Annotated in this window: 22 protein-coding genes and 1 pseudogene; 12 read left to right on the forward strand and 11 right to left on the reverse strand. The window is 59.3% G+C overall.

Going from position 1 to position 23,253, the window contains the following annotated elements:
- Window positions 1-83: 83 nt before the first annotated feature.
- From GHO42_RS09040 to tkt, 4 genes are all read right to left on the reverse strand, one after another.
- Window positions 84-302, reverse strand: coding sequence for a hypothetical protein (locus tag GHO42_RS09040; protein ID WP_094999894.1), 219 nt, complete (start codon window positions 300-302; stop codon window positions 84-86).
- 32 nt (window positions 303-334) lie between these two features.
- Entirely contained in the window at window positions 335-1,498 is a 1,164-nt protein-coding gene (locus GHO42_RS09045) for a phosphoglycerate kinase (protein ID WP_094999893.1), read from the reverse strand.
- A 26-nt stretch (window positions 1,499-1,524) separates the two neighbouring features.
- Entirely contained in the window at window positions 1,525-2,580 is a 1,056-nt protein-coding gene (gene epd / locus GHO42_RS09050) for an erythrose-4-phosphate dehydrogenase (RefSeq protein WP_095019480.1), read from the reverse strand.
- A gap of 126 nt (window positions 2,581-2,706) precedes the next feature.
- On the reverse strand, window positions 2,707-4,704 hold the full coding sequence (tkt, locus tag GHO42_RS09055; protein WP_095025301.1) for a transketolase: 1,998 nt from the start codon (window positions 4,702-4,704) through the stop codon (window positions 2,707-2,709).
- Between the two features lie 260 nt (window positions 4,705-4,964).
- Here tkt and GHO42_RS09060 point away from each other — a divergent pair, with 260 nt between their 5' ends.
- From GHO42_RS09060 to GHO42_RS09070, 3 genes are all read left to right on the forward strand, one after another.
- Window positions 4,965-5,960: a metalloregulator ArsR/SmtB family transcription factor gene (locus GHO42_RS09060; protein WP_094999890.1), complete on the forward strand. Its 996-nt coding sequence runs from the start codon at window positions 4,965-4,967 to the stop codon at window positions 5,958-5,960.
- A 19-nt stretch (window positions 5,961-5,979) separates the two neighbouring features.
- Complete coding sequence (gene metK, locus GHO42_RS09065) at window positions 5,980-7,170, forward strand: methionine adenosyltransferase (protein WP_094999889.1); 1,191 nt, start codon at window positions 5,980-5,982, stop codon at window positions 7,168-7,170.
- Between the two features lie 187 nt (window positions 7,171-7,357).
- Complete coding sequence (locus GHO42_RS09070) at window positions 7,358-7,753, forward strand: DUF1090 domain-containing protein (protein ID WP_094999888.1); 396 nt, start codon at window positions 7,358-7,360, stop codon at window positions 7,751-7,753.
- 120 nt (window positions 7,754-7,873) lie between these two features.
- On the opposite strand, the gene GHO42_RS09075 is transcribed toward GHO42_RS09070, so the two are convergent.
- Window positions 7,874-8,323, reverse strand: coding sequence for a cytochrome c (locus GHO42_RS09075; protein WP_094999887.1), 450 nt, complete (start codon window positions 8,321-8,323; stop codon window positions 7,874-7,876).
- A gap of 128 nt (window positions 8,324-8,451) precedes the next feature.
- Between GHO42_RS09075 and GHO42_RS09080 the strand changes: the two genes are divergently transcribed.
- Window positions 8,452-9,606 carry a murein transglycosylase A gene (locus GHO42_RS09080; protein WP_150628467.1) on the forward strand — a complete coding sequence of 385 codons (1,155 nt, stop codon included), beginning with the start codon at window positions 8,452-8,454 and terminating at the stop codon, window positions 9,604-9,606.
- Window positions 9,607-9,718: 112 nt separating this feature from the next.
- On the opposite strand, the gene GHO42_RS09085 is transcribed toward GHO42_RS09080, so the two are convergent.
- Window positions 9,719-10,105, reverse strand: coding sequence for an MAPEG family protein (locus GHO42_RS09085; RefSeq protein ID WP_095019477.1), 387 nt, complete (start codon window positions 10,103-10,105; stop codon window positions 9,719-9,721).
- A gap of 13 nt (window positions 10,106-10,118) precedes the next feature.
- Window positions 10,119-10,952 (reverse strand): DMT family transporter, encoded by an 834-nt coding sequence (locus tag GHO42_RS09090; RefSeq protein ID WP_094999884.1) that lies wholly within the window; start codon window positions 10,950-10,952, stop codon window positions 10,119-10,121.
- A 199-nt stretch (window positions 10,953-11,151) separates the two neighbouring features.
- Between GHO42_RS09090 and GHO42_RS09095 the strand changes: the two genes are divergently transcribed.
- The 3 genes from GHO42_RS09095 to GHO42_RS09105 all read left to right on the forward strand — a co-directional run bounded on the left by GHO42_RS09095 (window position 11,152) and on the right by GHO42_RS09105 (window position 14,972).
- Window positions 11,152-12,411, forward strand: coding sequence for a sodium:proton antiporter (locus GHO42_RS09095; protein WP_083369739.1), 1,260 nt, complete (start codon window positions 11,152-11,154; stop codon window positions 12,409-12,411).
- A 198-nt stretch (window positions 12,412-12,609) separates the two neighbouring features.
- Entirely contained in the window at window positions 12,610-12,984 is a 375-nt protein-coding gene (locus GHO42_RS09100; protein WP_094999883.1) for a hypothetical protein, read from the forward strand.
- Window positions 12,981-14,972: a pyrroloquinoline quinone-dependent dehydrogenase gene (locus GHO42_RS09105; RefSeq protein ID WP_150628468.1), complete on the forward strand. Its 1,992-nt coding sequence runs from the start codon at window positions 12,981-12,983 to the stop codon at window positions 14,970-14,972. Before GHO42_RS09100 ends, GHO42_RS09105 begins: the two co-directional genes overlap by 4 nt.
- Before the next feature lie 112 nt (window positions 14,973-15,084).
- Here the strand turns inward: GHO42_RS09105 and GHO42_RS09110 are convergent, their stop codons facing one another.
- Window positions 15,085-15,993, reverse strand: a complete 909-nt coding sequence (locus tag GHO42_RS09110; RefSeq protein ID WP_095025296.1) for a LysR family transcriptional regulator — start codon at window positions 15,991-15,993, stop codon at window positions 15,085-15,087.
- 107 nt (window positions 15,994-16,100) lie between these two features.
- Here GHO42_RS09110 and GHO42_RS09115 point away from each other — a divergent pair, with 107 nt between their 5' ends.
- Genes GHO42_RS09115 through GHO42_RS09125 form a run of 3 tightly spaced genes read left to right on the forward strand, consistent with a single transcriptional unit; the run spans window position 16,101 to window position 18,639 of the window.
- Window positions 16,101-17,333 (forward strand): D-amino acid dehydrogenase, encoded by a 1,233-nt coding sequence (locus GHO42_RS09115; RefSeq protein ID WP_094999880.1) that lies wholly within the window; start codon window positions 16,101-16,103, stop codon window positions 17,331-17,333.
- Between the two features lie 30 nt (window positions 17,334-17,363).
- On the forward strand, window positions 17,364-17,714 hold the full coding sequence (locus GHO42_RS09120; protein WP_094999879.1) for a RidA family protein: 351 nt from the start codon (window positions 17,364-17,366) through the stop codon (window positions 17,712-17,714).
- Window positions 17,715-17,736: 22 nt separating this feature from the next.
- Complete coding sequence (locus GHO42_RS09125) at window positions 17,737-18,639, forward strand: transporter substrate-binding domain-containing protein (protein ID WP_095020458.1); 903 nt, start codon at window positions 17,737-17,739, stop codon at window positions 18,637-18,639.
- Between the two features lie 575 nt (window positions 18,640-19,214).
- Here GHO42_RS09125 and GHO42_RS09130 read toward each other — a convergent pair.
- Together GHO42_RS09130 and GHO42_RS09135 are read right to left on the reverse strand one after the other, a co-directional pair.
- Window positions 19,215-19,934 carry a 16S rRNA (uracil(1498)-N(3))-methyltransferase gene (locus GHO42_RS09130; protein WP_095031819.1) on the reverse strand — a complete coding sequence of 240 codons (720 nt, stop codon included), beginning with the start codon at window positions 19,932-19,934 and terminating at the stop codon, window positions 19,215-19,217.
- Window positions 19,935-20,007: 73 nt separating this feature from the next.
- Window positions 20,008-21,414, reverse strand: coding sequence for an adenosylmethionine--8-amino-7-oxononanoate transaminase (locus tag GHO42_RS09135; protein WP_095020460.1), 1,407 nt, complete (start codon window positions 21,412-21,414; stop codon window positions 20,008-20,010).
- Between the two features lie 272 nt (window positions 21,415-21,686).
- On the opposite strand from GHO42_RS09135, the gene GHO42_RS09140 reads away from it, so the two are divergent.
- A complete protein-coding gene (locus tag GHO42_RS09140) occupies window positions 21,687-22,238 on the forward strand; it encodes a cytochrome b (protein ID WP_094999875.1) in 552 nt (183 codons plus the stop codon).
- 32 nt (window positions 22,239-22,270) lie between these two features.
- Window positions 22,271-22,846 (forward strand): YceI family protein, encoded by a 576-nt coding sequence (locus GHO42_RS09145; RefSeq protein ID WP_094999874.1) that lies wholly within the window; start codon window positions 22,271-22,273, stop codon window positions 22,844-22,846.
- 159 nt (window positions 22,847-23,005) lie between these two features.
- Here the strand turns inward: GHO42_RS09145 and GHO42_RS09150 are convergent.
- Window positions 23,006-23,253 (reverse strand): annotated as a pseudogene (locus GHO42_RS09150) (DEAD/DEAH box helicase); the annotation flags it as partial.

A 23,253-nucleotide genomic window follows, 5' to 3' on the forward strand; every position in this document is an offset into this window, starting at 1 on the left:
CCCGATATGGCCAATGCGATTTAGCTGAAACGTTACAGCTTCAGCTATAGCTATGCGGCCCATTGGGTGGGCCGCATTTCAAATCATGGGCACCCGCGCTCTTGTGAAGGCTTGGGCGACTCGTATTTTTCCAGCGCCTCGGGCCCTGAGCGTTTATTGACCAGCGGCACGCTTTGCGCCTGCCAGTCAGCCTGGTAACAACCACTCTCTTCAGGGGTTGCAGCCTCGGGCACCGACTCGCTCGAGCCGGCGCAACCGGCCAAAAAGCCCGCGATCATCAACAGCGGTAACAACTTGACCATGTCCATGCTTCCTTTCAGGGCCTGAAACACCTTCAGGCTTTGGCGCGGCTTTCCAGGATTTCAACGGCAGGCAGTACCTTGCCTTCGACGAACTCCAGGAATGCACCACCGCCGGTGGAGATGTAGGAGATTTGATCAGCAATGCCGTATTTGTCGATCGCCGCCAGAGTGTCGCCGCCACCCGCAATCGAGAACGCTGCGCTGTCGGCAATGGCCCGGGCCAGAACCTTGGTGCCGTTGCCGAACTGGTCGAACTCGAACACGCCAACCGGACCGTTCCACAGGATAGTCTTCGAAGACTTGAGCAGCTCGGCGAAATGCGCAGCAGTTTGCGGGCCGATATCCAGGATCATGTCGTCAGCAGCCACGTCGGCAATCAGCTTGACGGTGGCAGCGGCACTTTCAGCGAACTCCTTGGCCACGACTACGTCGGTAGGCAGGGGCACGTTGACCTTGGCAGCGATGGCGCGAGCGGTTTCCAGCAGGTCGGGCTCGTACAGCGACTTGCCCACCGGGTGACCGGCAGCGGCCAGGAAAGTGTTGGCGATACCGCCACCCACGATCAGCAGATCGCAGATCTGGCTCAGGCTGTTGAGCACTTCAAGCTTGGTCGACACCTTGGAGCCAGCAACAATGGCCGCCATTGGCTTGGCCGGGGCGCCCAGGGCCTTGCCCAGTGCTTCCAGTTCAGCAGCCAGCAGAGGGCCTGCCGCAGCAACCTTGGCAAACTTGGCCACGCCGTGGGTCGAACCTTCGGCGCGGTGAGCGGTGCCGAAAGCGTCCATCACAAACACGTCGCACAGGGCGGCGTATTGCTTGGCCAGTTCGTCGGCGTTTTTCTTTTCGCCCTTGTTGAAGCGCACGTTCTCGAACAGCACGATGTCGCCGGCTTTGACGTCGACACCATTGAGGTAATCGCTGACCAGCGGCACTTCACGGCCCAGGGCCTTGCTCAGGTACTCGGCTACAGGCTTGAGGCTGTTTTCAGCCGAGAACTCGCCTTCAGTCGGACGTCCCAGGTGCGAGCAGACCATAACCGCCGCGCCTTTTTCCAACGCCAGCTTGATGGTCGGCAGCGAAGCGAGGATACGCGCATCGCTGGTGACTACACCGTCCTTGACTGGGACGTTGAGGTCTTCGCGGATCAGTACGCGTTTACCTTGCAGATCGAGGTCGGTCATCTTCAACACGGTCATGGGTCGCAATTCCTGAGTTTCTAATGTTAGAGAACGGATTTTGGGTGGGTAACGTGCAAGTAGTGCTCTGCCACATCGATCATTCGATTGGCAAAACCCCATTCGTTGTCGAACCAGGCCAGCAGGTTCACCAGCCGGGGGCCGGAAACGCGGGTTTGGCTGGCATCGACAATGGCCGAATGAGGGTCATGATTGAAATCACAGCTGGCGTGCGGCAGCTCGGTGTAGGCCAGCAAGCCTTTGAGCGGGCCGCTGGTGGCAGCCTCGCGCAGCAGGCGGTTCACTTCTGCGGCATCGGTATCCCGGGCCGTGGTCAGGGTGATGTCCAGGCACGACACGTTCAAGGTCGGCACCCGTACTGCTTTGGCCTGAATTCGGCCGGCAAGTTCCGGCAACAGGCGCTCAATGCCTTTGGCCAGGCCGGTCGATACCGGAATCACCGACTGAAAGGCCGAGCGAGTACGTCGCAGGTCTTCATGATGGTAGGCATCGATGACCGGCTGATCGTTCATCGCCGAGTGAATCGTGGTGATCGACACGTACTCCAGGCCAAGCGCCTGATCCAGCAGACGCAACAGCGGTACGCCGCAATTGGTGGTGCAGGAAGCGTTGGACACCAGGCGCTCTTCGCCCGTCAGGCTGTGCTGGTTGACGCCGTAGACAATGGTGGCGTCGACATCGGCGTCGCTGGCCATCGGTTGCGAAAAAAGTACGCCGGGAGCCCCGGCATCCAGAAAGCGCTGGCCGTCGGCACGGGTGTTGTAGACACCGGAGCATTCCAGCACCAGGTCAATGCCCAGCGCGGCCCAGTCGATCCCTTCGGGGGTGGCACTGCGGAACACTTTCACGCAGTCGCCATTGATATGCAGGCAGTCGCCTTCGATCCGTATCTCGCCGGGAAACCGGCCATGGGTGGAGTCGAAGCGCGTCAAATATTCGAGACTGGCCATATCGGCCAAATCATTGAGTGCAACAATTTCAAACCCGGCAGAAGCCCCTCGCTCGAACAACGCACGCAAGACACAACGACCAATCCGGCCGTAGCCGTTGAGTGCAACTTTGTAGGGACGCGGTTGAGGCATGGGGTTCTCGATTACCAAGGTGAATCCTTCACCACTACTATTTCGCGAGCAGGCTCGCTGCCACAGGGATCTACATAGCCCATGTGGGAGCGAGCCTGCTCGCGAATAAGGCAGCCACTTTGTTACTTAGTCTTCCAGCAGCTCGTCAGCCTGACCCAGGATGTTTTCCAGGGTGAAGCCGAACTCCTCGAACAAGGCAGGCGCAGGCGCCGACTCGCCGTAGGTGGTCATGCCGATCACGCGGCCTTCCAGGCCCACGTACTTGTACCAGTAGTCAGCGTGGGAGGCTTCAATGGCGATACGGGCGCTCACCTGCAGCGGAAGAACCGACTGCTTGTAGCCCGCATCTTGAGCTTCGTACACGCTGGTGCATGGCATCGACACCACACGAACCTTGCGGCCCTGCTCGGTCAGTTTTTCCCAGGCCTGAACAGCCAGGCCCACTTCGGAACCGGCCGAGATCAGGATCAGCTCAGGCTCGCCTGCGCAGTCCTTGAGCACGTAGCCACCACGGTTGATATCGGCAATCTGGCCGGCATCACGGTTCTGGTGGTTGAGGTTCTGACGCGAGAAGATCAACGCGGACGGGCCGTCGTTGCGCTCCAGGGCGTATTTCCAGGCAGCTGCGGATTCCACCGCATCGGCCGGGCGCCAGGTGTCCAGGTTCGGCGTAGTACGCAGGCTGGTCAGCTGTTCGATCGGCTGGTGAGTCGGGCCGTCTTCGCCCAGACCGATGGAGTCGTGGGTGAACACATAGATCACGCGCTGTTTCATCAGGGCCGACATGCGGATGGCGTTGCGGGCGTATTCCATGAACATCAGGAAGGTTGCACCGTAAGGCACCAGGCCGCCGTGCAGGGCAACGCCGTTCATGATGGCGCTCATGCCGAACTCACGTACACCGTAGTACACGTAGTTGCCGCTGGCGTCTTCAGCCGAAACACCTTTGCAACCTTTCCACAGGGTCAGGTTGGAGCCGGCCAGGTCAGCGGAGCCGCCCAGCAATTCAGGCAGCAACGGGCCGAAGGCATTCAGCGCGTTCTGGCTGGCTTTACGGCTGGCGATGGTTTCGCCTTTGGCCGCGACTTCAGCGATGTAGGCGTTGGCCTTGGCATCGAAGTCAGCTGGCAGCTTGCCGCTCAGGCGACGGGACAGCTCGGCGGCCAGCTCAGGGAACTCGGCAGCGTAGGCAGCGAAGCGCTTGTCCCACTCGGACTCAACCGCAGCACCGACTTCCTTGGCATCCCATTCGGCGTAGATATCAGCCGGGATTTCAAATGGACCGTGGTTCCAGTTCAGGGCCTTGCGGGTCAGGGCGATTTCATCGTTGCCCAGTGGAGCACCGTGGCAGTCTTCCTTGCCCTGCTTGTTCGGCGAACCGAAACCGATGGTGGTCTTGCAGCAGATCAGCGTTGGCTGGTCGCTTTTGCGTGCGGTTTCGATCGCGGTCTTGATTTCTTCCGGGTCGTGACCGTCAACGTTACGGATCACTTGCCAGTTGTAGGCTTCGAAACGCTTTGGCGTGTCGTCGGTAAACCAGCCTTCAACTTCGCCATCGATGGAGATGCCGTTGTCATCGTAGAAAGCGATCAGTTTGCTCAGGCCCAGGGTGCCGGCCAGCGAGCCAACTTCGTGGGAAATGCCTTCCATCATGCAGCCATCACCCAGGAACACGTAGGTGTGGTGATCGACAACGTTATGGCCAGGACGGTTGAACTGCGCGCCCATGACTTTTTCGGCCAGGGCAAAGCCCACAGCGTTGGCCAGGCCCTGACCCAACGGGCCAGTGGTGGTTTCAACGCCCGGCGTGTAGCCCAGCTCCGGGTGGCCCGGGGTGCGGCTGTGCAGCTGGCGGAAGTTTTTCAGGTCGTCGATCGACAGGTCATAGCCGGTCAGGTGCAACAACGAGTAGATCAGCATCGAACCGTGGCCGTTGGACAGCACGAAGCGGTCACGGTCAGCGAACGAAGGATTGCTCGGGTTGTGCTTCAGATAATCGCGCCACAGTACTTCGGCGATATCCGCCATACCCATAGGGGCACCTGGATGACCGCTGTTGGCTTTTTGCACGGCATCCATGCTGAGTGCACGAATGGCGTTGGCACGCTCACGACGGCTGGGCATCGCTGTTCTCCTGGGTATTGGAAGTTAAATCGAAACGGAAAAAAGGCGAGCATTTTCCCTCACCCACCCCCTCGGGGCAATGACAGATAGTCAGCTGAAACGTTTTTCCTTTGTTCAGGCAGGCAATCTGTTAAGGATCGGACATTTCATTTCGTTAATAAGCACATTCCACCCGACAAACGTGCCATTTATCGACCAATATCAAAAAGTTTTGATATTGAACTTGCGGGGGCTTGAGCGGGTAACTAGACTGCGGCCCCATGAACTTACGCGTGCCTTCAATCCGCCATGACGATTGCGACGAGCTCTCCGCCCTGTGCAAGGCTGGAGGCGATCCGCTGCGACTCAATGTGCTGCGCGCGTTGGCCAATGATTCGTTTGGTGTGCTGGAACTGACACAGATTTTCGCCACCGGGCAGTCCGGCATGAGCCACCACCTCAAGGTGCTGTCCCAGGCACGGCTGGTTGCAACCCGGCGTGAAGGCAACGCGATTTTTTATCGCCGCGCCCTGCCCCATACCGAACAACTGGGCGGCAAATTGCATGCAGCACTGCTGGAAGAGGTCGATAACCTGGCCTTGCCCGCCGATGTACAGGCGCGCATCAGCGCCGTACACGGCCAACGTGCAGCCGCCAGTCAGGACTTTTTCTCACGCATAGCCGAGAAATTTCGCGCTCAACAGGATTTGATCGCCGGCTTGCCGCAATACCGTGACAGTGTTTTAACCCTGCTCGACAAACTGAGCTTCGGCCCGGGGGCCACAGCCCTGGAAGTCGGCCCCGGCGATGGCAGCTTCTTGCCCGACCTGGCCCGTCGTTTCCATCAGGTCACGGCGCTGGACAACAGCCCGGTGATGCTGGAGCTGGCCCGCCAGTTGTGTGAACGCGAGTCACTGAACAACGTCAGCCTGATCCTGGCCGACGCGCTGCATGAAGCACCGATCCAGGTCGATTGCGTGGTCGTGAACATGGTCTTGCACCATTTCGCTGCACCGGCCGAAGCACTCAGGCAACTGGCGACCTTGCTGCAACCGGGCGGTAGCCTGCTGGTAACAGAGTTGTGCAGCCATAATCAGGCGTGGGCCCGCGAGGCCTGCGGTGATTTATGGCTGGGTTTTGAACAAGATGATCTGGCCCGTTGGGCCACCGCTGCGGGACTCGTTCCCGGGGAAAGCCTCTATGTAGGCTTACGTAATGGTTTCCAGCTTCAGGTCCGCCACTTTCAGCGGCCAGCTGGCGACACTCACCATCGGTAAATATTAGGAAACCGTCGAGATGAGCGAATACTCCCTTTTCACCTCCGAGTCCGTGTCTGAAGGGCATCCGGACAAAATCGCCGACCAGATTTCTGACGCGGTGCTGGACGCCATCATTGCTGAAGACAAGTTCGCCCGTGTGGCGTGCGAGACTCTGGTGAAAACCGGCGTAGCAATCATCGCCGGCGAAGTCACCACTTCGGCCTGGGTTGACCTGGAGCAGATCGTTCGTGACGTGATCACCGACATCGGTTACACCAGCTCCGACGTCGGCTTCGACGGTGCTACCTGCGGCGTGATGAACATCATCGGCAAGCAGTCTCCTGACATCAACCAGGGTGTAGACCGCGCCAAGCCTGAAGATCAGGGCGCCGGCGACCAGGGCCTGATGTTCGGCTACGCCAGCAACGAAACCGACGTGCTGATGCCGGCACCGATCACCTTCTCTCACCAGTTGGTACAGCGCCAGGCAGAAGCCCGCAAATCCGGCCTGCTGCCGTGGCTGCGCCCGGACGCCAAGTCCCAGGTCACTTGCCGTTACGAAGGCGGCAAGGTTGTGGCCATCGACGCCATCGTGCTGTCGACCCAGCACAACCCGGAAGTGTCGAACAAAGACCTGCGCGAAGGCGTCATGGAGCTGATCGTCAAGCACGTGCTGCCTGCTGATCTGTTGCACAAAGACACCCAGTTCCACATCAACCCTACTGGCCAGTTCATCATCGGTGGCCCGGTTGGCGACTGCGGCCTGACCGGTCGCAAGATCATCGTTGACACCTACGGCGGCATGGCCCGTCACGGCGGCGGCGCGTTCTCGGGTAAAGATCCATCCAAGGTTGACCGTTCGGCGGCCTACGCCGGTCGTTACGTGGCCAAGAACATCGTGGCTGCCGGCCTGGCTGAGCGTTGCGAGATCCAGGTTTCCTACGCAATCGGCGTCGCTCAACCGACTTCGATTTCGTTGAATACTTTCGGCACTGGCAAAATTTCCGACGACAAGATCATCAAGCTGGTGCGTGAGGTGTTCGACTTGCGTCCATACGCCATCACCAAGATGCTTGATCTGCTGCACCCGATGTACCAGGAAACTGCAGCATACGGTCACTTCGGCCGTATCCCGCAGACCAAAACGGTTGGCGACGATACCTTCACCACGTTCACGTGGGAGCGTACCGACCGCGCTGAAGAACTGCGTACTGCCGCTGGTTTGTAAGTAAGCCTGCTGCACCAAAAGCCCCGGACAGGCGACTGTTCGGGGCTTTTTGCTGCTGGCGGGCATCGCGCAACGGATTGCTTGCGTACGGATGCTGCTAACATCCACGGTTTCGAACCGCCGAACGACGCTTGTGCAGCGTTCTTTCGACCTTATTTAATTGTCATCTTTGGTCATGGAGCTATTTATGAAATTACTTTCACCGCTCGCCCTGTTTACTGTCTGCGGCCTGTTGGCTGCCCCGCTGATGGCCGCCGACACAGCGCCTGAACTGACCGGCTGTGCTGCCAAGAAGCAGGCCATCACCCTGCAACTTGAGCAAGCGCGTGCCCACGGCAACAGCAACCAGGTAGCAGGCCTGGAAAAAGCCCTGAGCGAAGTTGAAGCCCATTGCACCGACGCGGGCCTGCGCAAGGAACGCGAAAACAAGGTGCTGGAAGCCAAGCACGAAGTCAGCAAGCGCCAGGCAGATCTGGACAAGGCCATGAAGAAAGGCGATCCGGAAAAAATCGACAAGCGCAAAAACAAGCTGGCCGAATCGCGCAAGGAACTGCAGGAAGCGCTGGATCAGCTGGACAAGTAATTCGCCCTGTGGGAGCGGGCTTGCTCGCGATGGGATCGCTGCGGTCTGCCTGACAGATCGCGTCACCTGCATCGCGAGCAAGCCCGCTCCCACAGCAGGTGGGTACCGGCTCAACTTTACTCAGTGATTCCTGAATGCCTTGTGGCACGCACTGCAGGTGTCTTCGACCTTCTGCACCGCAGGCATCAGGTTACTGGCCTTGTAGGGTTGCACCTGGCTGGCGATAACCAGCTCACCCGTAGCAGCCTCCAACTGCCGCGCCAACTCCTGAAAACGTGCCTGCTTTTGCCAGACGTCATCAGTAGCGCTGGTTTGATCGCTCTCCTTTACTTGAGGGAAATGCTTCCACGGCTCGTAAGCCAACGCATCCAACTTGATAGCGCCTGCGGTAAAGCGCGGACCATCGAACGGAATTCGACCCCGCAACATGCCGCCCAGATCTTCACTGGTCTTTAGCATTTGCTTGAAAATCGCTTTACGCTGGCCCAGCGGCGAATCGGGATCAACCCCGCCACACGCCGTCAGCGTCAGGCAGGCCAGCACTACAACAGTCAATCGTTTAAGAATCATGGTGGCTTCAGGTCACGGAAATCGGCCGCCAGTATCCTCGTGTCACCCGTAAAGACCAATACCCTTATTAAATATACGGGTTGCCTTGAAGGCCATCAGACCTCGGCAGCCGTTAAGGAACAGCGTCAATGAACATATTTTTCAAACCACTGGCCTGGGCGCTGCCCGTTGTCATGCTCCTGGCCGGGTGCAACGGCACCGACAAGGACGCGGACAAAAATGCCGCAAAACCTGAACCTCACACGACCTACAGCAAAGCCGACTGGAGTGCGCTGCCTGAAGTGACAGGCAATGACCTGCAAAGCGGCTTCGCTTCATGGCGCAGCGCCTGCACCCGTCTCAAGGCCGACGCCAACTGGGGGCCGGTATGCAGCGACGCTGCGGCCCTGCCTGCCAGCCCCAGCGTGGCCGAAATCAGCAACTTCCTGCAAACCCACCTCGACGTCTACAGCTTGCGTTCGGCCGAAGGCAGCAGCGACGGCCTGATCACCGGTTACTACGAACCCGTTTACCCGGGCAGCCTCAAGCCCACCCAGGCGGCCAATGTACCGATCTACGGCGTACCGTCTGATCTGATCGTGGTCAACCTGGACAGCATTTACCCCGAGCTCAAAGGCAAACGCCTGCGCGGTCGCCTCGAAGGCCGTGTACTCAAACCTTACGACACCGCTGAAACCATCAACAGCAACGGCCTGAATGCTCCGGTACTGGCGTGGCTGACCGATCCGATGGACCTGCAATTCCTGCAGATCCAGGGCTCTGGCCGGGTCCAGCTGGACAATGGCCGTCAACTGCGCATTGGCTATGCCGACCAGAACGGCCACCCGTACAAACCGATTGGCCGCTGGCTGGTCGAGCAAGGCGAGCTGAAAAAAGAAGACGTGACCATGGGCACCATTCACGCCTGGGCCATGGCCAACCCGCAGCGTGTCCACGAGATGCTTGCCAGCAACCCGAGCTACGTGTTCTTCACTCAGAACCCCGACAGCAACGAAGGCCCGCGCGGCTCGCTGAACGTGCCGCTGACGGCCGGTTACAGCGTGGCAGTGGACCGCAAGGTAATCCCGCTGGGCAGCCTGTTGTGGTTATCGACCACCCAGGCCGACGGCCAGCCCATCGTGCGCCCGGTTGCCGCCCAGGACACCGGCGGCGCCATTGCCGGCGAAGTGCGGGCCGACTTCTTTGTCGGTACGGGCCCCGAGGCAGGGCAAATTGCAGGCGACATGAAACAGAAGGGCAATATCTGGCTGCTGTGGCCTAAAGGGGCGGCGTTGCCGTTGTAACTGCCCTTGTGGGAGCGAGCCTGCTCGCGATGGCATCACTGCGGCGCATCAGGTAAACCGCATCGCCGACATCGCGAGCAAGCCCGCTCCCACAGGCAGTGTGGTGATTGCGTTACATCGACACAAAAAAGAAGCTGACCACCAGCCCCATGCCGATAAACCACACGATGGAACGCAGCATCGCCCAGTCAGCCAGGTAGCAGATGATGTAGAGCATGCGACTGGTAATAAACAGCACCGCCAGCACGTCAATGGTCACCGGCTGGGCGTTGCCGACGATATCGGCAATGATCACCGCCGCGGCAAAAGCCGGGGTCACTTCAAAGCTGTTGAGCTGGGCACTGTGGGCACGCTTGGCAAACCCTTGCAGGCCGTCAAGAAACGTACGCGGATCATGGTTTTGCCTGGGCCCGAACTTGCCGTCACTGAACTTGGCAAAGGCGGTACACACATAGGTCAAACAGAAGGCAATCAGCACACACCAGAAAGCAACCGTCATTGGAATTTCCTTTTTAGAGTTTCATCACGAGCATGCCGATCAGCACCAGCCCACAGGCTAAGAGCCTCGGTCCGCCGAAAGGTTCTTTGAGGTAACGCATACCGAACAGCACCACCAGAATCACACTGACTTCACGCAGCGCCGCCGCCTCGGCAATCGAGCCCAGTTGCATGGCCCACAGCACCAGCGCATAGCTGGCCAGCACGCAAACCCCCACCGCCACGCCCAATCGCCATTGTGTACGCCAGAACAGCGCAAACGCGGCACGCTTGCGGGTAACCGCCAGCAACGGAAACGGCCAGGCGCTGAGCAGCGTGACCCATACCAGGTAATCCAGCGGGTGCGACCAGCGCCGGATTGCCTGGCCATCCAGGAAGGTATAGCAACCGATACACAGGCCGATCAGCGCCACGACCGGCAGCATCGACCAGGGCAGACGATCACCGCCACCGCCCTGCCACAACAGGCAGGCCATGCCGCACGGGATCAGCAAAATACCGATAATCTGCTGCCCGGTCAGCACTTCTCCGGCAAAGGTCAGGGTCAGCGCCAGCACCACCAGCGGCGAAAGCCCGCGCATCAGCGGGTACACCAGACCCAGATCCCCCACCCGATACGCGCGGATCAGCAGCACCCGATACACCAGCTCGAAAAATACCGACGCCAGGATCCACGGCCAGATATCCGCCGGTGGCCATTGCGCAAACCCCACCAGCGCCGCCACCACCACCAGCGCCACCGTGTCCATGCAGGCGATCACCAGCAAGCGCTCACCGCTGAACTTGATCAGGGTGTTCCAGATCGCGTGCAATACCGCCGCGACCAACACCAACACCGTTGCCAGCACCGCAGACTCCTTATTGTTATCAACCTGCGACTGCCGCAAGCGCCACCATGCAACCTCAGTGCAGCATTGTGGTCAATGACCTCGCACTTCGCGTCCGTTTGCCACACCCCCGGGATGTGCCCCTGACGCCCGTTTTTGCATCCAAACATGACCCGAACCCATCGGATTTCCATTCACTCTCGCCACCACAGGATCCCGGATGCTTGAGCTTGTTGCTGCGTTTATCTGCCTGACCTCACTACTGACTTATGTGAACTTCCGCTTTATCGGCCTGCCGCCGACGATTGGCGTGATGGTCACCGCCCTGATGTTTTCCCTGCTGTTGCAAGGCTTGAGCTTTCTCGGTTACCCCGGGCTGGAAGAGCGCGTGCAAGAGCTGATCGGCCAGATCGACTTCGGCGACCTGCTGATGAACTGGATGCTGTCGTTCCTGCTGTTTGCCGGCGCCCTGCATGTGAATTTCAACGACGTGCGCAGCTATCGCTGGCCCATTGGCTTGCTGGCCACGGTCGGCGTATTGATCGCCACTACGGTGATCGGCAGCCTCGCGTACTGGATTTTCGGCCTGTTCGGCTGGCATATCAGCTTCCTGTACTGCCTGCTGTTCGGTGCACTGATCTCCCCCACCGACCCGATTGCCGTGCTCGGCGTGCTGCGTACAGCCAATGCCTCCAAGCCACTGAAAACCACCATCGTCGGTGAGTCGCTGTTCAATGACGGCACCGCCGTTGTGGTGTTCACCGTGCTGTTGGGCATCGTGCAACTGGGCGAAACACCTAGCCTGAGCGCCACGGCCATGCTGTTCGCCCACGAAGCCATTGGCGGCGTGGTGTTCGGCGGCCTGATCGGTTACCTGGTGTACCGCATGATCAAGAGCATCGAGCAATACCAGATCGAAGTGATGCTGACCCTGGCCCTGGTGATTGGCGGCTCGGCCATGGCCAGTGAGCTGCATGTATCGGCACCGATTGCGATGGTGGTCGCCGGTTTGATCATCGGCAACCTGGGCCGCAACAAGGCCATGAACGAGATGACCCGTCGCTACATGGACGGTTTTTGGGAGCTGCTGGATGACATGCTCAATGCGCTGCTGTTTGCGCTGATCGGCATGGAACTCTTGCTGCTGCCGTTCTCGTGGCTGCATCTGCTGGCTGCCAGTGGTTTGGCCGTGGCCATTTTGCTGTCGCGCCTGCTGACTGTGGCCCCGGCCATTGTCTTGCTGCGCCGCTGGCGCACCGTGCCGCGCGGCACTATCCGTATCCTCACCTGGGGCGGCTTGCGCGGTGGTGTTTCGGTGGCGCTGGCCCTGGCCTTACCGCTGGGCCCGGAGCGCGACCTGATCCTGAGTATCACTTATATCGTGGTGCTGTCCTCGATCCTGTTCCAGGGCCTGACCATCGGCAAACTGGTCAAGCATGTGACCAAGGATGCGCCGGTGGAGGCTGAGCAGGCGCACTGACACTCACATTTCCTGTGGGAGCGGGCTTGCCCGCGATGGCATCTACTCGGTCTGTCAAAGAGACCGAGCCGCCTGTATCGCGAGCAAGCCCGCTCCCACAAAGATTGCTGCCGCTTGCATCCTCCCGGCGATTTCCTCCGCCTTGGCTACACTCACTTTCCGTGATGCCCTCGGGCATGAATCGCTAAGGAGAAAGGGATGAGTACTTCTGCAGCCTACGCACCGCCCAGGCGCCAACTGGGTGCCCATATCATGATCATCGCGGCTCTGGCTGCCCTGGCCATTACGGCAGGGCGGTTCTTTATGCCATTGTCCGGTGTGACGGGTTCCGGCGGGGCAATGACCACTATGTTTGCCGAACTGGTGCTGTTTGTCCTGGGCGTACTGCTGCTCAAGACCGGGGCAGGAGGCTTGCGCAACTTCGTCCTGTTTCTGGGCTGGGCCGGTGCGATAGGCACCATTTTTGCCGCCAGCCTGCTGCATGGTTGGTGGACAGTGATTGCCCTGCTGGTCTACGCCGTGGGTGTTGTCATTGAAACCTTTGGCCCCAAGCCAGCAAGGAGCGCGATATGAACGGGATCAAGAAGCACATTTTGACAGCACCGGCGCTGTGCCTGCTCGCCGGGGTATCCAACGCTTACGCCCAGGACACCTACACCGTACCGCCACCGTTGCTGGCACCGTCGAGCGTCTCTGCCGAAGACGCCAGAATCCCGATCCCCAGCGGCAAGGAATGGGACAGCTTCCACGGCCAGCTCAGCTCGCAGAAGTACTCGCCCCTCACCCAGATCAACAAGGACAACGTCGGTAAACTGACCAAAGTCTGGCAGTACTTCACCGGCGACATGTCCACCGGCACCGGCAAAATTCCGCCATCGGTATGGTCCGCCACGCCCATTTTCGCCAATGACACACTCTACGTCGGCACGCCGTTCTACCGGATCATTGCCCTTGAGCCCGAGACCGGCAAAGAGAAGTGGACCTACGACACCAAATCGCCCCTGGTGGCCGAAACCCAGCCCGCGCTTAAATCACGCGGTGTGGCCTACTGGCAGGAAAAAAACCCGCAAGCGGGCGTGGCCTGCCAGAAGGTCGTGTACCTGGGCAATATGACCGCACAGCTGTACGCGGTGGATGCCGATACCGGTAAACCCTGCGAAGGCTTCGGTAAAAATGGCGTGGTGGACGTCAACCAGTGGAACAAGGTCAACGCCAAGTGGCCACTTTCCCAGCTGCAACCCCCCACCGTTATTGGCGACAAGCTGATCGTGGGCTGGGCCGGCAAAGACTGGGAATACGAAGTTGAATCACCGGGCTCGCTGTTTGCCCTCAATGCCCGCACCGGTGAGCTGGAATGGGAATTCAAGCCGATCCCGGATGAAGAAGCTGGCAAAACCGGTACCGCTAACATCTGGACCGCGATGTCTTATGACCCGGCTCTGGGCTTGCTGTACATCCCCGTGTCCTCACCGTCACCCAACTACTGGGGCGGCAACCGGACCAAACCGATTCCTCTGGGAACCTCCACCACTGCGCTGGATATCAATACCGGCAAGGTCGTCTGGTCTCGTCAGTGGGTTCACCATGACTTGTGGGACTACGACATCAACTCGGCGCCAACGCTGATGGATATCACCGTCGATGGCAAGCCTGTAGCGGCATTGGTACAAGCGACCAAAATGGGCTTCCTGTTTACCGTCGACCGCCGTACCGGTGAAGACGTGTGGCCGATCGAAGAGCGCCCCGTACCCAAAGGCGACGCCGACGGCGAAGTCTACTCACCGACCCAGCCGTTCCCGACCAAACCTGCGCCGCTGCTGGATCAGTCGAAAAAACCAGCCATCTGGAAAATCGCCGATATCGTCGGTTTCGGCCAGTGCAGCAAAATGTGGGATGGCCTGGAATACAACGGCATGTACTCACCGCCTTCGACCAAAGGCAACGGCGTCCTGGCTTACCCGGACAGCGCCGGTGGGGTGCAATGGGGCGGTGTCGCGTTTGACCCGGTGAGCCAGGTGGCCATTGTGAACACCTCGCACATCGTGCAGATGATCAAGCTGTGGGATCGCGCTTCCTACGACAAGCAGCCTAAAGACTCCGGCAACGAAAACGGCTTCTACCCACAGATCGGCGCGCCTTACGGCATGAGTTTGCTGAACGCGCAAAACTGGGCAGGCATGCCGTGCTGGGCACCGCCTTTCGGTGAAATCGTGGCAATCAACATGAACACCGGTGACGTGAAATGGCGCCGGCCGATGGGTGCCGTGCAGCAATGGGGCTGGTACATGCCTGAAAGCATGGGCTCACCGACCATTGGTGGCCCGGCAGTAACGGCCGGTGGCGTGGTGTTTATCGGTGCCTCGATGGATGCCAAGGTGCGCGCCTACTCCCTGGATGACGGCAAGGAATTGTGGTCGGACATCGTCATGGCCCCTGCCGTGGCCAACCCCGCGATCTATGAATACAAGGGCCGTCAGTATGTGGCGTTTGTAGCGGGGGGCAACTCGATCTTGAAAGATCAGGTAGGTGATCAGGTGGTGGTGTACGCCTTGCCGAAGTAACCCCCACCCTGTGGGAGCGGGCTTGCTCGCGATGGTAGCGCCGTGGTCACTCAGACAAATCGCGCGGCCATTATCGCGAGCAAGCCCGCTCCCACACTGTTAAATCGCGTTATCAACCCGCCAACCGCTGCAACTGTTCGCTGGCACGCTCTGCGAACAGTTGCAGCAACCCTTCCAGCGTATGTACCGGGGCCTCATCGGCCCGGGTCAGCGCATACAGCGTAATCGGTAGTGCGGGGCTCAGAGGCCGGATCACGGTACTCGCCCGCGACGCTCCCAGCGCCGTAAACGGATCGATCACCGCCAACCCGGCCCCCGCCTCCACCATCGCCCGCGCCAGTGAATAGGTTTGTACCGCAATGCTGATACGTGGCGGCGGCTCAACCGATTGCAGGTAGCTGTCCAGCCGTGCAAACAACGGATCGGCACTGCTCAGGCCGATCAAAGGCGCATCCGCCAGTTCATCCAGCGCCAGTGGCACACCTTCACTTGCATCAGGCCAGAACCCCCGCGGAGCCAGTGCCACCAATACGCCGTGGGCCAACGCCTGGGCCTTGAGGCCCGGGTGGTCGGGCAGTTTGAAGGTCAGGGCTACGTCCAGTTCGCGCATCAACAGGTTCTGGATCAATTCACGTGTATGAGCACTGACCAGTTCACAGTTGATGTCCGGATATCGGTGCTTCCACTCGCTGATCACGGGCGGCAGTAGCGCCAATGCCAAGGCTGGCGTACTGCCAATGCGCAAACGATGCCCCGGCGTACGCCGCAGGCTTTGCGCCAGACGCTGCACCCCTTGCAGGCTCTCGGTCACCTTGTCGACTTCGCGCTCGAGCAATAGCGCTTCCGGGGTGGGCTGCAATTTGCCGCGTACCCGCAGAAACAACGGGAACCCCAGCCGCTGCTCAGCGTGTTGCAGCACCTTGCTCACCGCAGGCTGCGACACATGCAGCAACTGCGCCGCCGCACTGACAGAACCGGTTTGGCGAATCGCCTGAAACACTTCGATATGACGCAAGCGCATGGCAGTAGTCCATAACCTTTGTTTATGGGATGACCATCTTTATTCATTGTTCGCCGCCTGTCACCTGCCCCTAATCTGAAGCCCGAACAGCAAGGGTGAGGACTGACATGGCACAGCGAGTTTGCATCATCGGCGGGGGCGTAATCGGGCTGGCTACAGCGTATGCCCTGGTGCGCGACGGCTTTGAAGTGACGGTGATCGAGGCCCGCCCGACTTTGGGCAGCCAGACCAGCTTTGCCAATGGTGGCCAGCTCTCCTACCGCTATGTAGCACCGCTGGCCGATGCCGGCGTGCCGTGGCAAGCGATGGGCTGGATGTTGCGCGGCGACTCGCCCCTCAAGCTGCGCCCGCGCATGGACCCGGCCCAATGGCGCTGGCTGGCCTCGTTTGTGGCTGCCTGCCGTGGCTCGGTGAACCAGCGCAATGGCGCGCATTTGCTGCGCCTGGCATTGCTCAGCCAGGCCACGCTGCAGCAGTGGCGCGAAGAAGATCAGCTCGACGGCTTCGCCTGGCAGCGCAACGGCAAGCTGGTGGCGTTCCGTGAGCGCGGCAACTTTGAAAAGGCCCGGAAAAAAGTTATCCACAGCTCATTTCAACAAGCACTGACTGCCGGCGAGTGCGCCAGCCTGGAACCCGGGCTGCAAGGCTCGGCATTCGTCGGCGGTATTTATACCCCCAGCGAAGAGGTCGGGGATTGCCACGGATTCTGTCAGCAACTGGCCGCCCGCTTGCAGGCCAGTGGCCGTTGCACCTTTATGCTGGGCAAGACCGTCACCCGGCTTCGCCACGCCAACGGGGCGGTACAGGCAGTGGAAATGGGCGACGAGGTTCTGGCCGTGGACCAACTGGTGCTCGCCGCCGGGCACAACAGCCCGGCCCTGCGCCTGCCGGGGCTACACCTGCCGTTGTACCCGCTCAAGGGTTACAGCCTTACGCTGGCCCTGACCGACCCGCAAAAGGCACCACAAGTGAGCATTACCGACTACGACCGCAAAATTGTCTACGCGCGTATCGGCGAGCAACTGCGCATCGCCGCGATGGTCGATATCGTCGGCTTCGACCCTGCCCCGGACCCCAAGCGCCTGGCGCAAATGCGTCAACTGGCCAGCAGCACTTTCCCGGATGCGGGCAACTATCAAACCGCCATCGAATGGGCTGGCATGCGCCCTGCAACCCCCAGCGGCGTACCCATCCTGGGTGCCAGCGGTTATCGCAACCTGTGGCTCAACCTGGGCCACGGCGCCCTGGGCTTCACCCTGGCCTGCGGCAGCGGGCGCTTGCTCAGCGAACTGATTGCACAACGCAAAACCTCCATTGACATGCAAGGCCTGGCCGCCTGAGTGCGCCATCCCGTCCACAAGGAAAGCCCTATGACCATTCAACGCATCAACAGCAATGACCGTTTGAGCGCCGCCGCGACGTTTGAAGCCCTGGTGTTTCTGTCGGGACAGGTGCCTACGCAAAGCGAGGACATTACCGCGCAAACGCAAGAAGTGTTGAGCAAGATCGACGCCCTGTTGGCCGAAGCTGGCAGCGATAAAGACCACATCGTTAACGCCACCCTTTACCTGCAAAACATCCAGCGCGACTTTGCGGCCATGAATGCCGTGTGGTCAGCCTGGCTGTCGGCAGGCAAGGCGCCCACCCGCACCACCCTGCAGGCGGAGCTGGCACGGCCTGAGGTATTGGTGGAAATCAGCGTGATTGCAGTTCGTCATTAATCTGTGTGAGGGGAAAACAACAATGAAAAAATTTGCCTTGATCAGTTGCACGCTGGGCCTGTTAATCAGCCATGCCGTACAAGCCAACGAAGCCCCGTTGCAGGGCACACTGAAAAAAATCGCCGACTCGGGAAGTATTACCCTGGGTTATCGCGATGCATCGGTGCCGTTCTCCTATGTCGGCGATAACAGCGGCAAGCCCATGGGCTATTCGGTGGAGCTGGCCAATAAAATCGTCGAGCGCATCCAGCAGCAAGTGGGCAGCAAACCGCTGAAGGTCAAATACAACCTGGTGACCTCGCAAACCCGCATCCCGCTGGTGCAGAACGGCACCGTAGACCTGGAATGCGGCTCAACCGGCGTGACCGCCGAACGGCAAAAACAGGTGGCATTTTCCTATGGGTTTATTTACGTCAAAGGCCAACTGCTGACCGCCAAGGACAGCGGCATCAAGGGCTTTGATGATTTGCGCGACAAAAACGTGGTGACAACGGCAGGCACCACCAACGAACGCTTTATCAAAAGCTACAGCGCCGACCACAAAATGGGCATGAACGTGATCAGTGCCAAAGATCATGGTGAAGCCTTCAAGATGCTCGAAACCGGCCGCGCCGTTGCGTTTTATATGGACGATGCGCTGCTCTACGGCGAACGTGCCAAAGCTCGTGATCCGCACAAATGGGTGGTTGTAGGGGATGAGCAATCCCGTGAAATCTACAGCTGCATGGTGCGCAAGGACGACCCGCAGTTCCTGGCGGTGGTGAACAAGACCCTGGCCGACCTGTATCAGTCCGGGGAAATCACCAGCATTTACCAGCGCTGGTTCGAACAACCGATCCCGCCCAACGGCCTGAACCTGGAGTTCCCGATGACCGCCGAGCTAAAACAGATCATCGCCAAGCCGGTGAGTGACCCGGTGGAGTAAGGGCGTCAAAAAAAGTCTTCCGTTACACCCTCACCTTCAAACCAGCTGCCCCAAAACGCGCCTGCTGCACTCAGGCGCGTGCTGCTTCAGTGCGTTGCCAGCGTATCCAGCGACTTGTCGACATAACCCTTGGCCAGCTCCACCAAGTGCATGACCGACAACACCAAAACGAACGGGTGGCAGCCGTACGCAGGTTAGTAGACCGGTGAGCTCGGAAACCGGCGCGCCCGAGGGCGCCCTGCGCACGGCCACCATAAAGCGGGGCCGAAAAAAAGCGCCTCACTAAGGTGGCGCCTTGCGCCTTGCTCATCTACCAGGCTACTAAACCCGACCGCTGATTTGCAGCGATGGGCCGAGACTATTCCCCGATTTGAACAGGCGCAAGCGAGCGGAATCTTCTCGGATGATTCACGAGAATGAAAGCGAAACGTCGTACGAAACGACTGAAATTGAAGGCCACGCCTTTGTGGGAGCGGGCTTGCTCGCGATGCAGGCGCCGCGGTAGGTCTAGATAATCGCGTCGACCCCATCGCGAGCAAGCCTGCTCCCACAAAAGCAAAAAAGCAGGGCCTGACTTAGAAATCACCCCACAACTGCTGCGCCACGGCCAGGGCTACAACCGGCGCAGTTTCGGTACGCAGCACCCGTGGGCCAAGGCGTGCAGGCTGGTAGCCGGCGGCCTGGGCCAGGTCGATTTCGTTATCGGTCAGGCCGCCTTCGGGGCCGATCAAAAACGCCAGGCGCGAAGGTTTCGCGTGGCTGGCCAAGGGTTCTGACACCGGGTGCAGCACCAGCTTGAGGTCGGCTTCAGTGGTTTTGATCCAGTCGCTGAGCAACACCGGCGGATGGATAACGGGCACCCGCGAACGGCCGCATTGCTCACAGGCGCTGATCGCCACCTGCCGCCAGTGGGCCAGACGTTTGTCGGCGCGTTCGTCCTTGAGCCGCACTTCGCAGCGCTCGCTCATGATCGGGGTGATTTCACGCACGCCCAGCTCGGTGGCCTTTTGAATCGCCCAGTCCATACGCTCGCCACGGGACAGGCCCTGACCGAGGTGAATGGCCAACGGCGATTCAACTTGCCCTGCGAAGGTTTCGTCCAGCAGCACGCGTACGCGCTTTTTGCCGACTTCCAGCAAGCGTCCCAGAAACTCCTGGCCCGAGCCGTCGAACACTTGCAAGGCATCGCCCTCGGCCATACGCAGCACGCGGCCAATGTAATGCGCCTGAGCCTCAGGCAATTCATGCTCACCAAGGCTCAAAGGAGCGTCGATAAAAAAGCGGGACAATCTCATTTAAATTCTCTGAAAATTCGGGTGCTAATGTGGGAGCAGGCCCGCTCCCACAGGAGATACAGTACGGCCCGGTTTAACCCGGGTCACGGAAGTCCGGGTGAAAATTCGATGGCACGGCCACGCTGATGTCGCTGCGGGTCGCGATATCGATCCCTTCACTGGCCACTTCAGCCAAAAAGTCGATCTGCTCGGGGGTGATTACGTAAGGCGGCAAGAAATACACCACGCTACCCAGTGGGCGCAACAACGCACCCCGCTCCAGGGCGTGCTGGAAGACTTTAAGCCCCCGACGCTCCTGCCACGGGTAAGCGGTTTTGCTGGCCTTGTCCTGAACCATTTCAATGGCCAGCACCATACCGGTCTGACGTACTTCCGAAACATGAGGATGATCAACCAGATGGGCAGTCGCCAGGGCCATACGTTGAGCCAGGGCCTTGTTGTTCTCGATAACGTTGTCTTCTTCGAAGATATCCAGCGTCGCCAACGCTGCGGCACAGGCCAGCGGATTACCCGTATAGCTGTGGGAATGCAGGAAGGCGCGCAGGGTCGGGTAATCGTCGTAGAACGCGCTGTACACCTCATCCGTGGTCATGCAGGCCGCCAACGGCAAATAGCCACCGGTCAACGCTTTGGACAGACACAGGAAGTCCGGCGTGATACCCGCCTGTTCGCAGGCGAACATGGTGCCGGTGCGGCCAAAGCCCACGGCAATTTCATCAAGGATCAAGTGCACGCCGTAACGGTCACAGGCCTCGCGCAGCAGTGTGAGGTACACCGGGTGGTACATGCGCATGCCACCCGCGCCCTGAATCAGCGGCTCAACGATAACCGCAGCCACGGTTTGATGATTTTCGGCGAGAGTCTGCTCCATCGCCAAAAACATCGTGCGCGAATGCGCTTCCCAGCTCACGCCTTCAGGGCGCAGGTAGCAGTCGGGGCTCGGCACCTTGATGGTGTCGAGCAGCAACGCCTTGTAGGTTTCAGTGAACAACGGCACATCGCCCACGGCCATCGCGGCCATGGTTTCACCGTGATAGCTGTTGGTCAGGGTAACGAAGCGCTTTTTGTCTGGCTGTTCACGGTTGAGCCAGTAGTGGAAGCTCATCTTCAGCGCAACTTCGATGCACGACGAGCCGTTATCGGCATAGAAGCAACGGGTCAGGCCTTCAGGTGTCATCTTGACCAGCCGCTCGGACAGTTCGATCACCGGCTGATGGCTGAAGCCTGCAAGGATCACGTGCTCCAACTGATCGACCTGATCCTTGATGCGCTGGTTGATTCGCGGGTTGCAGTGGCCAAACACATTGACCCACCAGGAACTCACGGCATCGAGGTAGCGCTTGCCTTCAAAGTCTTCCAGCCACACGCCTTCGCCGCGCTTGATAGGGATCAAGGGCAGTTGTTCATGGTCTTTCATTTGGGTGCAGGGATGCCACAACACGGCAAGGTCGCGTTGCATCCACTGGTTATTCAGGCCCATTTTCACTCTCCTGGCGCTGGCTCCCGGCGTGTGCGGGCAAACAAGAGTGCAAGCCTATGCAATGCGCAGGCGTGTAACAACCTATTACGTTTACTCCGTATTCAAAGACGGCCTTGGACACCCACAGGCAACACAAATATTGTTAACGTTTGCTTAACGTTTGACTCTCAGGCTTCAGATCGTATTTATCGATAGCTTGCAGCAATAAAATGCGCTTTCAATCGATAGGTAAACCATTAGTCTTAGACCCAAGTTCCTACAGGATGTTGGTCATGCAGCTACGTAACTCTTCTTCTCGCTATGGTGCCGTCAGCATCTTCATGCACTGGTCTGTTGCGTTGGCGGTGTTCGGGTTGTTCGCACTGGGGTTGTGGATGGTCGGTCTGGACTATTACAGCCCTTGGCGCAAAGAGGCGCCTGACCTGCATAAAAGCATTGGTCTGACGCTATTCGCTGTAATGCTGCTACGCGTTGTATGGATCTGGTTCAGCCCGGCACCGCCGGCACTGGCCAGTTACAGCCGTGCAACACGAATCGGTGCCAAACTCGGGCATGGTTTTTTGTATCTGGGTTTGTTTGCCGTGATGATCGCCGGCTACCTGATTTCCACCTCTGAAGGCGTGGGTATTCCGGTTTTCGGCCTGTTTGAAGTCCCTGCACTGATTTCCAACCTGCCTGACCAGGCTGATGTAGCGGGTGTCGTGCATCTTTACCTGGCATGGGCCGTGGTCATTTTTGCAGGGCTTCATGGTCTGGTTGCTTTGAAACACCACTTTATCGATCGTGATGCGACCCTGAACCGTATGCTGGGGCGCAAAGCCTGATGCTCAACCTCAACTCAAAAGGAATAGAACGCATGTTGAAAAAGACCCTCGCTGCGCTGGCTCTCGGAACCGCAATGCTGACCGCAGGTCAGGCCATGGCGGCTGACTACACCATCGACAAAGAAGGCCAGCACGCCTTTATCGACTGGAAAGTCAGCCACCTGGGCTTCAGCTTCATTCACGGTACTTTCAAGGACTGGAGCGGTACGTTCTCGTGGGACGCAGCCAAACCTGCCGACAGCAAGATTGACGTGACCCTGAAAACCGCCAGCCTGTTTTCCAACCACGCCGAACGTGACAAGCATATCGCCAGCAAAGATTTCCTGGACGTGAGCAAGTACCCGGAAGCGACCTTCAAGTCGACCAAGGTTGTGCCGACTGGCGACAACACAGCTGACGTAACCGGTGACCTGACCCTGCACGGTGTGACCAAGCCTGTAACCTTCAAGGCAACGTTCAACGGCGAAGGCAAGGATCCGTGGGGCGGCGAACGTGCTGGCTTCAACGCGACCACCACCATCAACCTGCAGGATTTCGGCATCAAGTCCCCAAGCAAGGACCAGACCCTGAGCCTGGATATCTCGCTGGAAGGCGTAAAGGCCAAGTAATAGCGCTTTTAAACGGCTAAAAAAAACGCCCCGGCTTGTGAGAGCCGGGGCGTTTTTTTGTGTGCTGTCGTAGGAGCGGGCTTGCTCGCGATTGGATTGCCTCGGTGCAGCCGTTAACCCGAAGTACCTGAATCGCGAGCAAGCCCGCTCCCACAATTTTTAGCGGTTACGCGTCAGCAGCGCTGGCTTCTCGCCACGCGGGCGGTTCGGCAGTTGATCGAGCTGCTCAGGCGTCGGGAAGCGATCGCTTTTCGACTCTTTGTGCATGATCTTCGGCTGGTTCTCGCGTGGGCCTTTAACCGCTGGCTCTTGACGGGCATCGTCACGGGCCGGGCGGTTTTCGCGACGGGCCTGGCCGTCACGCGGAGCGCCACTGCGTGGACCGCTGCGCTTGGCACGCGGAGTGC

It is taken from the genome of Pseudomonas sp. FSL R10-0056 (genome assembly GCF_009600105.1).
In the GTDB taxonomy this organism is placed as follows: domain Bacteria; phylum Pseudomonadota; class Gammaproteobacteria; order Pseudomonadales; family Pseudomonadaceae; genus Aquipseudomonas; species Aquipseudomonas bubulae.

Bases quoted from the DNA above. Each gene is read 5' to 3' on its own strand.
- GHO42_RS09125 (WP_095020458.1), top strand. From the start codon at position 17,737: ATGAAAAAATTTGCCTTGATCAGTTGCACGCTGGGCCTGTTAATCAGC.
- GHO42_RS09145 (WP_094999874.1), top strand. From the start codon at position 22,271: ATGTTGAAAAAGACCCTCGCTGCGCTGGCTCTCGGAACCGCAATGCTG.
- GHO42_RS09115 (WP_094999880.1), top strand. From the start codon at position 16,101: ATGGCACAGCGAGTTTGCATCATCGGCGGGGGCGTAATCGGGCTGGCT.
- tkt (WP_095025301.1), bottom strand. From the start codon at position 4,704: ATGCCCAGCCGTCGTGAGCGTGCCAACGCCATTCGTGCACTCAGCATG.
- GHO42_RS09085 (WP_095019477.1), bottom strand. From the start codon at position 10,105: ATGACGGTTGCTTTCTGGTGTGTGCTGATTGCCTTCTGTTTGACCTAT.
- GHO42_RS09140 (WP_094999875.1), top strand. From the start codon at position 21,687: ATGCAGCTACGTAACTCTTCTTCTCGCTATGGTGCCGTCAGCATCTTC.
- GHO42_RS09110 (WP_095025296.1), bottom strand. From the start codon at position 15,993: ATGCGCTTGCGTCATATCGAAGTGTTTCAGGCGATTCGCCAAACCGGT.
- epd (WP_095019480.1), bottom strand. From the start codon at position 2,580: ATGCCTCAACCGCGTCCCTACAAAGTTGCACTCAACGGCTACGGCCGG.
- GHO42_RS09105 (WP_150628468.1), top strand. From the start codon at position 12,981: ATGAACGGGATCAAGAAGCACATTTTGACAGCACCGGCGCTGTGCCTG.
- GHO42_RS09130 (WP_095031819.1), bottom strand. From the start codon at position 19,934: ATGAGATTGTCCCGCTTTTTTATCGACGCTCCTTTGAGCCTTGGTGAG.
- GHO42_RS09100 (WP_094999883.1), top strand. From the start codon at position 12,610: ATGAGTACTTCTGCAGCCTACGCACCGCCCAGGCGCCAACTGGGTGCC.
- GHO42_RS09070 (WP_094999888.1), top strand. From the start codon at position 7,358: ATGAAATTACTTTCACCGCTCGCCCTGTTTACTGTCTGCGGCCTGTTG.
- GHO42_RS09120 (WP_094999879.1), top strand. From the start codon at position 17,364: ATGACCATTCAACGCATCAACAGCAATGACCGTTTGAGCGCCGCCGCG.
- GHO42_RS09075 (WP_094999887.1), bottom strand. From the start codon at position 8,323: ATGATTCTTAAACGATTGACTGTTGTAGTGCTGGCCTGCCTGACGCTG.
- GHO42_RS09095 (WP_083369739.1), top strand. From the start codon at position 11,152: ATGCTTGAGCTTGTTGCTGCGTTTATCTGCCTGACCTCACTACTGACT.
- GHO42_RS09135 (WP_095020460.1), bottom strand. From the start codon at position 21,414: ATGGGCCTGAATAACCAGTGGATGCAACGCGACCTTGCCGTGTTGTGG.
- GHO42_RS09040 (WP_094999894.1), bottom strand. From the start codon at position 302: ATGGTCAAGTTGTTACCGCTGTTGATGATCGCGGGCTTTTTGGCCGGT.
- GHO42_RS09060 (WP_094999890.1), top strand. From the start codon at position 4,965: ATGAACTTACGCGTGCCTTCAATCCGCCATGACGATTGCGACGAGCTC.
- GHO42_RS09045 (WP_094999893.1), bottom strand. From the start codon at position 1,498: ATGACCGTGTTGAAGATGACCGACCTCGATCTGCAAGGTAAACGCGTA.
- GHO42_RS09080 (WP_150628467.1), top strand. From the start codon at position 8,452: ATGAACATATTTTTCAAACCACTGGCCTGGGCGCTGCCCGTTGTCATG.
- metK (WP_094999889.1), top strand. From the start codon at position 5,980: ATGAGCGAATACTCCCTTTTCACCTCCGAGTCCGTGTCTGAAGGGCAT.